The organism is Amycolatopsis thailandensis, assembly GCF_002234405.1.
GTDB lineage: Bacteria > Actinomycetota > Actinomycetes > Mycobacteriales > Pseudonocardiaceae > Amycolatopsis > Amycolatopsis thailandensis.
This window is the reverse complement of record NZ_NMQT01000232.1, coordinates 1-11,519: the sequence shown is the minus strand read 5'-3', so window position 1 is coordinate 11,519 and position 11,519 is coordinate 1. Positions and strand designations below refer to the sequence as shown.

8 protein-coding genes and 1 pseudogene are annotated in these 11,519 nt (G+C 70.7%); 2 read left to right on the top strand and 7 right to left on the bottom strand.

The window, feature by feature from the left end; all coding sequences use genetic code 11:
- From CFP71_RS44735 to CFP71_RS41860, 4 genes and pseudogenes are all read right to left on the bottom strand, one after another.
- A pseudogene (locus CFP71_RS44735) lies at positions 1–530 on the bottom strand (iron ABC transporter permease); the annotation flags it as partial.
- Positions 527–2,932 (bottom strand): ABC transporter ATP-binding protein/permease, encoded by a 2,406-nt coding sequence (locus tag CFP71_RS41870; RefSeq protein WP_279629272.1) that lies wholly within the window; start codon positions 2,930–2,932, stop codon positions 527–529. The pseudogene CFP71_RS44735 and the gene CFP71_RS41870, both read right to left, overlap by 4 nt.
- Positions 2,933–3,027: 95 nt before the next feature.
- Positions 3,028–3,726, bottom strand: a complete 699-nt coding sequence (locus tag CFP71_RS41865; RefSeq protein WP_093939406.1) for a TetR/AcrR family transcriptional regulator — start codon at positions 3,724–3,726, stop codon at positions 3,028–3,030.
- 224 nt (positions 3,727–3,950) lie between these two features.
- The gene (locus CFP71_RS41860; protein ID WP_244200036.1) at positions 3,951–6,791 is read right to left on the bottom strand and encodes a helix-turn-helix transcriptional regulator; all 2,841 of its coding nucleotides are present in this window, start codon (positions 6,789–6,791) and stop codon (positions 3,951–3,953) included.
- 374 nt (positions 6,792–7,165) lie between these two features.
- Here CFP71_RS41860 and CFP71_RS41855 point away from each other — a divergent pair, with 374 nt between their 5' ends.
- Together CFP71_RS41855 and CFP71_RS41850 are read left to right on the top strand one after the other, a co-directional pair.
- On the top strand, positions 7,166–7,756 hold the full coding sequence (locus CFP71_RS41855) for a papain-like cysteine protease family protein (RefSeq protein ID WP_093939404.1): 591 nt from the start codon (positions 7,166–7,168) through the stop codon (positions 7,754–7,756).
- A gap of 4 nt (positions 7,757–7,760) precedes the next feature.
- Positions 7,761–8,513 carry a hypothetical protein gene (locus tag CFP71_RS41850; RefSeq protein WP_093939403.1) on the top strand — a complete coding sequence of 251 codons (753 nt, stop codon included), beginning with the start codon at positions 7,761–7,763 and terminating at the stop codon, positions 8,511–8,513.
- Between the two features lie 96 nt (positions 8,514–8,609).
- Here CFP71_RS41850 and CFP71_RS41845 read toward each other — a convergent pair whose 3' ends face one another.
- The 3 genes from CFP71_RS41845 to CFP71_RS41835 form a co-directional block, all read right to left on the bottom strand.
- On the bottom strand, positions 8,610–10,091 hold the full coding sequence (locus tag CFP71_RS41845) for a flavin-containing monooxygenase (protein ID WP_093939402.1): 1,482 nt from the start codon (positions 10,089–10,091) through the stop codon (positions 8,610–8,612).
- The gene (locus tag CFP71_RS41840) at positions 10,088–10,936 is read right to left on the bottom strand and encodes an SDR family oxidoreductase (RefSeq protein ID WP_093939401.1); all 849 of its coding nucleotides are present in this window, start codon (positions 10,934–10,936) and stop codon (positions 10,088–10,090) included. The genes CFP71_RS41845 and CFP71_RS41840 overlap by 4 nt, the downstream gene beginning before the upstream one ends.
- Positions 10,933–11,519: patatin-like phospholipase family protein (locus CFP71_RS41835; RefSeq protein WP_341866913.1), on the bottom strand; the 587-nt coding region annotated here is incomplete at its 5' end. The genes CFP71_RS41840 and CFP71_RS41835, both read right to left, overlap by 4 nt.

Here is an 11,519-nt window from a genome sequence, read left to right as displayed (position 1 = left end):
ATGCGCCCGCTCGCCCACAGGGCGCCCAGCAGGACCGGGACCCCGGCCAGCGCGGCGAGCCCGAGCGGCCAGGCGATCGGCAGCAGGGCCAGCGCGATCGCGACCGGCAGCAGGACCGCGCCGATCAGCGGGGTGAGCAGATAGCCGACGAGGCCGACGAGGTCGGGACCGGTCGCGGCGATGGCCTGGCGGGCGGTCTGGGTGTGCTCACTGTCCAACCAGGACAGACGGACGTTCGTCAGATGATCGGCGACGTCGTGCTGGGCGTGGTCCAGCACCCCGAAACCGAGATCGAATCCGAGTCTTCCCACGACCGCGTCGATGGCCCAGCCTGCCGCGGTGACGGCGGCGAGCGCCCCCAGCCAAGGCAACGCTTCCGCGGGTTCGGCGCCGAACAGGGCACCCACCAGCGGCACGAGCAGCACCACGCCGGTGGCGCGCAGCAGCACCGAAACCACGGCGAGGACGACGTAACGCCGGAACGCCCGGCGTTTCATCCCGGGGATCAGGCTCAGCAGTGTGCGGATCACGCGGTCACCTCCGCACCGGCTCCGGCCTGCCACAGGCGGGTGTAGCGGCCGTCCGAGGCCAGCAATTCTTCGTGGGTCCCGCTTTCGGCGATCTTCCCGCGGTCGAGGACCACGATCCGGTCGGCGCCGGTGACGGTGTGCAGGCGATGGGCGATGACCAGGACGGTCCGGCCCGCGGTGAGCCGGTCGAGTGCTTGCTGCACGAGGTACTCCGACTCGGGATCGGCGAAGGCCGTCGCCTCGTCGAGGACGAGGACAGGGGCGTCGGCGAGGATCGCACGGGCGATGGCCACCCGCTGACGTTCCCCGCCGGACAACTGGGAACCGGCACCGAGGACGGTGTCGTATCCCTGTGGCAGCCGCAGGATCCGCTCGTGGATCTGCGCGTCGCGGGCCGCGGCGAAGACCTGGTCTTCGCCGGCGCCGGGGACCGCGAGGGCGATGTTCTCCCGCACGGTGCCCTGGACGAGTTGCGGATCCTGCAACACGAATCCCACCCGGCCGTAGAGTTCGTCGGCCGCGAAAGAACGGATGTCCTTCCCGCCGACCCGGATCGCTCCCTCGGTCACGTCGTGGAACCGGGCGACCAAGGCGGCGAGGGTCGACTTCCCCGCTCCCGAAGGGCCGACCAGCGCGGTCACCGTGCCGGGCCGCAAGGTCAGGGAGACATTCTCCAGCACGGGAACCCCGCTGCGGTAGGCGAAACCGACCCGATCCAGTTCCACGGTGCCCGGCTCGACACCGCCTCTGCCGTCGAGCTCCACTGTGGACAGTTCCGGTTCGTCGAGGACGACCTGGATCCGGCGGGCGGCGAGCATCCCCTCGCGGACGCCGCCGAGGCCGTACCCGATACCCAGCAGCCGGGCGCCGAACGTGGTGCCCAGCAGGAGGAACGGGATCAGCGTCACCGGCTCCGTACCGCCGCCGACCACCATCGGCGTGCCCACGCCGGTGACCAGGAGCAGGAAAGTGGCGGGCCGGGTGGCGAAGTCGAGCATGGTCTTCTTGCCGGTGAACGGGCGCTGCCAGTCGCCGAGGAAGCCGATGTACTCGTCGAGCCGCCGCCGGAACGACGACGCCGCCGCCCCGCCGAACACCCGGATCACCGGCTGTCCCTCCAGGTACGCGCCCGCCTCCCCTGCCATCCGCTCCGCCCAGCGCATCGCCTGGCCGGTCTTGGGTCCCGATTGGACGAGCATGATCGACGTGGTGACGAGGTAGACGAGGATCGGGACGAGCAGGACGAGGGCGAGCCGCCAGTCCACCGCGAACAGGTAGGCCAGCACCGCGACCGGCGCGACGACGGCAGCCACCGCGTCGGGAACGGCGTGCGTGACCAGATAGTGGAGAGAAAGCGTGTCTCCCTGCACGAGTTTCGCGATCGCGCCCGAACCACGGGCGGTGAACCAGCCCAACGGGAGCCTCGCGAGTTTGCCCAGCAGCCGGTGCCGCAGGTCGCGGGCGAACCGCGCGTCGGCGGCGTGCACCCAGAGCACGAGCGCGGATTCGAGCAGCGTTCCCACGCCGAGCAGCACCAGCGCCGAGACGCCGATCGCCCACAGGGACCCGCCACCCTCGATCAGCCGCCGGATCAGCTCCACCAGCAGCACGAACGGCGCGAGGCCGAGCAGCGTCACGACGGCTTGCAGGATCCCGGCGAGGATCAGCGTCCGCCGCACCGGCGCGAGCAGCCGTCCGGCGGCCTGTGCCCGCCAAGCCCCCTTTGGCGCTTCGGTGGCAGGTTCTTCCTTCTCCCCACGGAAAGCACCCATGGCCCGGCCGTAGTACCAGTACGCCCGGCCGTGCACCTCGGATTTGGGGAAGCCGAACGTGTCACGCAGACGCGTTTTCAGCTGTTTGAACGAACCGGCCTCCGTCGCGAGCCAGGCCTGCCAGTCCGACCAATCGCGCGTCTCGATCGCTGCGGCCAGCGATGCCGCGTCCAGGCGCGGCACCCAGTGCACGGTCAGCCGCGCGTGCTCCCCCAGCGGGATCAGCCGGTCGGTCTCGTCGTGTTCTTCGAGGTAGAGCTCGACGGGGAGATCGGCCGGGATCACTTCGAGGATCGAGTTGATCGCGGGGATCGACGCGGAGTCTCCGATCAGCAGATAGCCGGCGGGTGGTTCGGCGGGGACCGAGAAGGACGAGGAACCCAGCGACATCACCGGAACCGTCGCTCCGGGCCGCGCTTCACGCAGCCACCGCGACGCGGGACCGGCAGGCTCGTGCAGGACGACGTCGATCGCGAACGCGCCGGTCTCCGGGTCGGCTTCGGTGAGCGTGTACGCGCGCTGGAACTCCGTCGGGCCGCCTTCCGGGTCCGGGAACCAGAATCGGAGCCAGACCGTCGGCTCCACGACGACGTCCTCGAACAACGTCGGCGAGACGAACCGGACGCGCACGAACTTCGGTGTTATCTCTCGAGTTTCGACGACAGTCGCTTCGTGGTCCCGGGCCCCGAAACCCCGCATCACCGCGCCTTGGAATCCGCGCGCCATCACAGCCCCTCCCCGGTGGCCGCCAGATCGGCCACCATCTCGGCGACCGGCCTGCCCGGCGGGCAGGACTCGATCAACCCGCGGATCGACGCGGTCAGCAGCAGCCGCACGTACTCGGGCCGCGGCACCTGCGGCAAAGCGGCCGACGGCCCGGCGAGCCGATCGTCACCGGCCAGCCGGTCGCGGACCGCCTGCCGCTCCCGGTCCAGCCCGGCGCCGTCGGCCTCCTCGGCCGCCACGCTGTTCTCCTCCGACGCGGTCATCGCGATGGTCAGTGAGGCGACGGCGCCGCTGAGCACGATCGCCGCGCCGGGCTCGTAACCCCGGCGGACGAGCGCGTCGACCTCGGTGGTCAGCAGGCGCTGACCACCGTCACCGCGCGGGAACAGCAGTTGCAGGTAGGTGACCAGGCCGGGGTGCTCCAGCACGAAGGCCCGCATCTGCAGGGCGAAGGACAGCAAGTGCTGTTCGAGGTCGTGCCCGGGATCGTCACGGAGCCGGAGCTCGGCCAGGATGCTCTCGCCGACCAGCCGCTCCAGTCCCCAGCGGGACTCGACGTGCCGGTACAGGGCGGTCGCGGTCACCCCCAGCCGGGCCGCGACCGCCTTCACGCTGAGCCTGCGCATCCCGAGCTCACGACCGGCACGGAGGATGTCGTCCCTCGTGATCATGGCCGGACGGCCCCCGATGTTCGGCATCTCGCCCCTTCACCCACAGAAAGTTACAGGGGGAAACTAAGGGTGGGCTAACCTTGGTGTCAAGGGGTACTCCGGACGGTGGCCGGAAGCTGCCTGGGCGCGAAGCCTTGGTCCGTGAAGGCCTCCTTGAGGGACCCAGAGTCCCTCAAGGAGGCCTTCACGGACTTGCCACCGTCCGAAAAGTACCCAGCGATTCACCGAATACGGACCCCTACGCAACGGGGTCAGGCGGTTTTGGAACCTTCACCACTCGCGTCGCGGAGCAGATCTTCGGTGAGGACGGTGCGCGAAGGCAGCCCCAATTTGCGCAGCGCCCGTCCGATATGGATCTCGACCGTCCGCGGCGAGAGGAACAGCCGCTCGCCGATCTCCCGGTTGGTGAGGTTCTGAGCGGCGAGCCTGGCGACCTCGAGCTCCCTCGGCGACAACGCCTCGCCGTAACCCTTGCGGCCGCGCCGGGGCATTTCCGGATCGCACCGTCGCAGTGACCGGCGGCAGCGGAGCGCGTCGACGGCGGCGCCGAGGCTCGCGTACACCGTCTCCGCGGTGGTGAAGGAGGCGACGGCGCGTGCCTGTTCTCCGGCTTCGGAGAAGCAGCCGGCCGCGAGTTCGTCGGCGTAGGCGGCGAAATACGGGAAGGGCAGCGCGCTGTAGGCCTGGGCGGCACCGAGCAGCAGGTCGCCGGCGGGCAGGGTCTCGCCGCGCGCTTGGGTGAGCAGCCCCCGGCACAGCAGCGCCGACGCGTTGGCGACCGGCGCGTCCTTGCCGTCGATGCCCTGCCGGTACTCCGCGAGCAGCTCTCGCGCCTCGACGTGCTGCCCCAAGCCGAGCATCGTGCGCACCGCGAACGGCATCAGCTCGGCCGCCCAGACCCAGTTGTTCTTGCGGCGCACGGTTTCCAGGCCGTACTCGGCCAGGCGCCGCGCGGCTTGCAGGTCCTTGCCCGCCTGATGGACCGCGACGCGGCCCGCGTACGCCGAAGCCTGCACCGGGACGCTGCCCGCGGAAAGCGCGAACGCCGCGTCGAAACTGCGCAGCGCCGCCGTCGGCCGGTGCTGGCCGTACTCGTACCAGCCGAGCACGAGCAGCGGCTCGGCGGCGAGCGAACTGTCCTTGTCGACCCGCGTCAGCATCGCCCGCGCTTTCTCGGTGACGCTCGCCCATTCCCCCATCGCGAGGTCCAGGCGCAGTTCCGTCCCGTCGGCCAGCGCGTCGAGATAGGGCTGGTGGTCGTCCCGGATCAGCCGCCGCGCGGTCGCCAGGTAGGCCCGAGCGACCGGGTAGTGCCCGTTCCACGCCACCGCGTCGGCCAGGTTGATGTAGGTGCGGGCCACCTGACGGCAGACCTCGGCCGATTCCGGCGCCCTCGGGAGGTCCGCGATCCCTTGCCAGGCTTCCGGATCGGCGATCTGCATCCGCGCCGAGAGCCGGTTGGCGGCGATCGCGGCGAGCAGCCCGGCGTCGTGCTCCCCCTTGCTCACCTGTTCCGCCTCGTCGAGCCAGCGCAGGTTCTCCTCAACAGGGACCGTCCCGATATGGGGCAGCGCCAAGGTGACCAGTCCCCTGGCGAGCAGGGCCTGCCGCCTGCCGAGGTCGGCCGCGCCCAGTTCGATCTCGAGCCTGCCCGCTTCGACCTTGCCCACCTGGTTGATCAGTACCTGGCCGAGATGGACCCGGATCTCGCCCCGCGCGGCCTTGCTCAGCGGCCATTCGCGCAGGATCTCCCGCAGCAGCCGGACCGTGCCCGCGTGGGCGATGCTGCGCGGCAGTTCCCGGCCGAGCCGGACGGCGAACGACTCCCGCGCGGTCCGCGGCAGATCCGCGTCCCGCAAAGCCGCTTCGAGCAGGCGGCTCGCTTCCTCGGTACGGCCGTCTTCGATGGCGTTGTCGACGGCGACGCCGGTCCACTGGGTCCACGCGGCGATGTCTCCCGCGAGCCGCGCGTGGCGGGCGATCAGCGAGGCGAAGGGCTCCGCGCCGGTGGCGAGCCGAGCAGCCGCGCGGCCGTGCATCGAGCATCGTTGAGGCCCGGGAAGCAACGCGTAGACCGCTTCGGCGATCAGCGGGCTTCCCGAGACGTACCGGCCACGGCCGAGATCTCGCAGCAATCCCGCTTCGACGGCTTCGGTGACCGTGCCGGAGATCTCGCCGGACGACGACGCCGCGACCGCGCCCAGATCCGGTTCCCCGGCGGGCGAACCCAGCACCGCGGCCGCGCGGACGACGTCCCGTGCGGCCGGGCCGATCGCGTCCATGAGTCCGGCGACCCGGCCGCGCACGATCGGCGGCACGGTCGCCGACGCCAGCCTGTCCGCCGAAAGCGCTTCCGCCGTGTCGCCGACGCTCTGGACCAATGCGGTCAGGTCGGCGGCGATCCCGGACGTCCGCCGGTGCGCCGCTTCGGCGAAATCCGGGGCGCACCGGCCGAAGGACGCGTCGAGCAGTGTCCGCACCTGGTCGGCGGTGAACGCCGGAAGCGAGAGCTGGGCGGCGGTTTCGCGCAGCGGCGGGAACCGACGGGACCCGCACGCCACCGCGCTGACCACCACACTCAGCGCGGCCGCCGGGGACGCCGCGAGCCCGCGCAGGAACTCCCACGTGTCGTCGTCGGCGGAGTGGGCGTCGTCGAGAATCAGCACTGCGGGACCGCAGCCGGTCAGGACTTCGCGCACGGCACGGAACTCCTGCTGCCGGACGGTGTCGGCGTCCGCGTTCTCCGGGAACGGCGGCAGCCACCCCGACCATTCGGGGATCAGCCGCCGCAGGACGCCGGTCACCGGGGAAAAGCCGCCCGCGTGGGCGGCGGCCACGTCGCTCTTCCCGAGCAGCGCGTCGACCAACGGCGCGAGGCGGCACGGCCGCGCGAAGGAACCGCAGCGGGCGGACCAGACCACGCGCGGCGCGATCCCGGGGTGGACGGCCAGTTCTTCGAGCAGCCGGCTCCGGCCCACACCCGGTTCGCCCTCGACGACGGCGACCGACGGCGGGCGGCGGGCGACGCGCACCAGTTCGGCCAATGCGGTGTCGCGGGCCACGAACACCGGTGCCGCACCGATCGTCGGCATGCCCGGGACCATACCGATAGGACACCCGCCGAAAGGCGGGAACACGAACAGTGACCACGGTCCGCGAGCTTTCCGCTGGTCCACACCACCGCAGTCACGACGTTAACTCGATCGGGCGACGCCGACCTGCGTGGGGCGATTCCCCGCGTCGGCAATACGGACCCTTAGGTATTGGCGCGAACCTTGCCACGAGGCCACCAGAGGGTGAATCTCAGACTGTTCACAGTGCCCCTGTGTCACCTAGTCACAGCGCAACTCCCCTGCTCGCGCCGGTCGGCCATCCATTCGGGTAGCCGAAGTCCCCACCCTGTCCCGTTTGGGTAGCCGCCCGCGCGTGCTTCGCGTTCGACCATCCAGTTAGGAGTGTTCCGACGGTGAAGACCTCATTCAGGCGCGGGCTGGCCACGGCCTGCGCCGGTGTCGCCGCGTTGGTCGCCTTGCAGGCGCCCGCCTCGGCGGCGCCCGCGATCACGGCCGCCACCACGATCCCGATCAAGATGCAGGCGCAGGAGAAGAGCAACTGGTGCTGGGACGCCAGCGGCAACACCATCGCCGCCTGGTGGGGGCACAGCATCTCCCAGACGAAGTTCTGCCAGGTCGCGCACAACGAGTCCGGTTCGGACTGTGCGAACAACCAGGGCTACCTGAGCGATCAGCAGCGCGTGTTCCGCTGGCTCGGGTTCAGCAACGTCGGCAGCTACAGCTCCTCGGGCCAGACGTTGAGCTTCGCCAGCATCAAGGCCCAGGTCGACGCGCGGCAGCCGATCGGCACCCGGATCGGCTGGAGCAACGGCGGCGGGCACATGCACGTGCTCTACGGCTACGACAACACGAACGGCGCGACGACGGTGTACTACGGCGACCCGTGGGGATCGAGCCCCCGCTACAACCAGATGAGCTACAACGCCTACCGGTCCAACAACTCGTTCACCTGGACCCACACCGTCTACGGGATCAAGGACTGAAACCATGAAGCGAACCTTCCTCGGCGCCACGATCCTCGCCCTCGGACTGTCACTGGCACTCGGCGGCCAGGCCTCCGCCGCCGACGCCCCCAGCGGCGCGCCCACCGCCGCCGACCTCGCCGCGGTGTCCACAGTGGTCACCAGTGACGCGACCACCCAGCGGCTCGCCAAAGCGGTGTTCCCCGGCGCGGCCAAGGCGGACACGGCCATCGCGGCCAGAACGGCCAAAGCCGATCCCCGGACCCCGGTGGCGGTCTACCAGCCGACCGCGGGCTTCATCGCCGGAACGTCGGCCGTCCCCGCACAGCTCGCCTACGTCGCCACTCCCGCCACCCTGGGCAACGGCGACGCGGCGACCGTGTGGTCCCAGCGCGAGGGCTCGGGCTGGTCGGTCTACAACGTCGCCTCGGGTGACGTCGAAAAGCGCCTCGCGGCGCAGGTCGGCAAGGGCTACCTCCTGAGCGAACCGCAGGCGGGCGCCTGGTACGCCGTCGACGGGGACACCGTGACCGTCCTCGACGGCTCGTCGGTGGCGAAGACCGGCGAGAAGATGACGCTCGCCGCCTACCGAGAGGCTCTGCAGAGCCGCTACGGCGACAAGCTGCCCGGCTCGACCTACGACCGCACCGGTGCCGCCGGTGGTTACGGTGCCGCCCCGGTGGGCGACACCGAGGTGCCGTGGTGGCCGTACGCGCTCGGCGCGGTCTTCCTCGCCGCGGCGGGCGCGGCCGTCACCCTGCGGCTTCGGCGGCAGTAAGCCCTTCGGGGCCGAAGGACGCTTTCCCCGCGTGACATGTGGGGAAAGCGTCCTTCACCGCGTGGCATGCGGTGAAGGACGCTTTCAGCCCTCGGCCTAGGCGAACGTGTAGTCCTCGACCGGGAAGCTCTGTGCCTCCTTGATCGCGTTCAGCGTGGACGACGGCCGCAGCAGGGTCGCCTCCCCGTGCGGGTTGAAGTAGTAGCTGTTCGCCGGGGCGCAGTTCCCGAGGGTGAAGATCGAGTCGCCTAGGCGTTCGGTCATCCGGTCGAGGAACGCGTCGTTGGCTTCCTGCGTGACTTCGAACTCGGTCGCGCCCCGCCGCCGCATCGCGCCGAAAAGCCGGTCCATATGGCGCATCTGCGTCTCGATGGTGGTGAAATAGGACAGTCCCGAGTACGAGTACGGGCTGTTGAGCGAAATGAAGTTGGGGAACTTGGGGATCGCGACGCCCTCGTAGGCCTGGAACCGGTTCTCCCGCCACCATTTCCCGAGATCCCTGCCGCCGCGGCCGATGATCTCGACCGCCGGGAAGTTCGCCTCCCACAGATCGAACCCGGTCGCCAGCACCAGGGCGTCGATGTCCCGCCGCCGCCCGTCGGCGGTCTCGATCCCGGTCTCGTCGATCTTCGCGATGGACGTCGTCTCCAGGTGCACGTGGTCCTTGGTGAAGGCCGGGTAGTACTCGTTGGAGAACGTCGGGCGCTTGCAGCCGAACGAATAGCGCGGCGTCAGGTCCGCGCGCAGGCCCGGATCCCGCACCTGGCGGCGCAGATGCGCCTGGCACCACAGTTTGCCGAGCCGGTTGGCCGCCGGCAGCTGCTTGTAGTGCAGGACACCGGAGACCATCATCAGCTCCAGCAGCGCGGTCCCGGTCAGCCGGGCGATCCGCTGGGTGAACGGGAGCGCGGCGAAAGCGCGCCGGAGGGCCTTGGGCACCGGGAAATCGAGCTTGGGGCTCACCCAGATCGGGGTCCGCTGATACACGGTGAGTTCCCGCGCGACCTTCGTGATCTCGGGGATCAGCTGGACCGCAGTCGCGCCGGTGCCGATCACCGCCACGCGCTTGCCCGCGAGGTCGTAGCCGTCGTCCCAGGCGGTGGTGTGGATGACCTTGCCGCCGAAGGTGTCGATCCCGGCGATGTCGGGTTTCTTGGGCTGGGAAAGGAATCCGGTCGCGGTGAGAAGGTACTTCGCGGTGACCGGTTCCCCTTCGGCGAGCGATACCGTCCAGTGCGCGTTCGTCTCGTCCCAGACGGCGCCGGTGACCACCGAGCCGAAACGCATGTAGCGTCGCAGGCGGTACTTGTCCGCGACGTGCTCGGCGTACCGCTTGAGTTCCGCGCCTGGCGCGAAGAGACGCGACCAGTGCGGGTTCGGCTCGAAGGAGTACGAGTAGGTGGCCGACGGGATGTCGACGGCCAGCCCGGGATAGCGGTTCACATGCCAGGTGCCGCCGAGATCGGACTCGCGCTCCAGGATGAGCAGGTTGTCGTAGCCGAGCCGGTTGAGCTGGATCGCCGCGCCCATCCCGCCGAAACCGGCCCCGACGACGACGGCGTCGTACTGCGTGGTCATGCGTTTTCCTCCCGCTGGGTGTCCTGGTGGAGGCGGGCGCGGTAGCCGTCCCGCTCGGGTGAGTCGGGGCGCAGGGCCCGGTCGTCCCGCACCAGCCGCCGGAAGGCGTTGAGCGCGGGTTCGGGGGTCACGGCCGCGAGGGAGGCGAGCACGCCGACATAGCCGGGCACGGCGGTCTCCGCGGCACGGGTGCGGACGGAATCCACGACGGCGTCGGCGATCCGGCCCGGTTTCACCTTCGGGATCGGTCGCATGTCGAGTCCCGAGGCGAGCGCGGTGTCGACGGCCGAGGGCAGCACGGCAGAGACGCTGACGCCGTGTCGCGCGTATTCCAGCCTGGTCGCCGCGGTGAGCCCGACGACGGCGAACTTGCTGGCGTTGTAGATCGCCAGCCCCTGGACGGGGAACTTCCCGGCCAGCGACGCGACGTTGACGATGTGCCCGCGCCCGCGCTCCAGCATGCCGGGCAGGGCCAGCCGCATGCCGTGGACGACGCCGAAGACGTTGACCTCCATGGTCGCCCGGTTGAGCGCGTCGGGAAGGTCGAGGAAACCGCCGTTGGGCATGATCCCGGCGTTGTTGACGAGGACCGCGAGCGGTCCGTTCGCCCGTTCGGCCTCGCCGAGGAAGGCCGCGAAGGAGGCTGCGTCGGCGACGTCGAGGTGGTGCGCTGTCCCGCCGATGTCAGCCGCGGTGCGCTTCGCGGCTTCGAGGTCGAGATCGCCGATCGACACACGCGCGCCACGGGCGGCCATGCGTTCGGCCGTCGCGCGGCCGATGCCCTGTCCCCCGCCGGTGATCGCCACATGCGCGCCGTCGAGGTCGAGGTCCGGGTACTTGGTCATGCGCGCACTCCCTCTCGTTCGAAGGCGTCGGCGACCAGGCCGGGCGCCGTCCTCGACGCCGTGGCGAGCACGTGCTCCCGACGCCGTCCGTCCATGAAGTTGGCGCCCATGGCGGCCAGATCGGCCGGTCCCGGTTCGATCCGGACCACCCGGACGCCCGCCGCGCGCAGCCGCCGCGCCTCGTCGTCCACCCGCCTGGTCATCGCCGTCCGCAGCAGGCGTTCCAGCCGGGCGGCGCCGCGGGCCGGGGCTCCGCCCTCGCTGCTCATCGGCGCGATCAGCACCACCTCGCCGACGTCGTGGGCGAGGAGGAGATCGGCCGAGGTCGGGGAGACCGTCCCGCCGTCGAGCAGCGGACGTCCGTCCACAACGGGCGGAGGGAACCAGCCGGGGATCGCCCAGGACGCGGCGATCGCCTCGCCGAGGCGAGCGGGCGGCGCGTCCGGGGAGCCGAGCGCGATCCGCTTCCCGGTCAGGTCCGCGGCCATCAGCCAGGTCGCGGGATGCGGAACCCAGCCGCCTGGCGCCAGCGCGTCGCCGAGGTCGCGGAGCCGGCTCGCGTCTCCCCTGCCACGGGGCAGCA

Coding starts and splice junctions, on each gene's coding strand:
- CFP71_RS41865 (WP_093939406.1), bottom strand. CDS start 3,726: ATGCCGAACATCGGGGGCCGTCCGGCCATGATCACGAGGGACGACATC.
- CFP71_RS41860 (WP_244200036.1), bottom strand. CDS start 6,791: ATGCCGACGATCGGTGCGGCACCGGTGTTCGTGGCCCGCGACACCGCA.
- CFP71_RS41850 (WP_093939403.1), top strand. CDS start 7,761: ATGAAGCGAACCTTCCTCGGCGCCACGATCCTCGCCCTCGGACTGTCA.
- CFP71_RS41845 (WP_093939402.1), bottom strand. CDS start 10,091: ATGACCACGCAGTACGACGCCGTCGTCGTCGGGGCCGGTTTCGGCGGG.
- CFP71_RS41840 (WP_093939401.1), bottom strand. CDS start 10,936: ATGACCAAGTACCCGGACCTCGACCTCGACGGCGCGCATGTGGCGATC.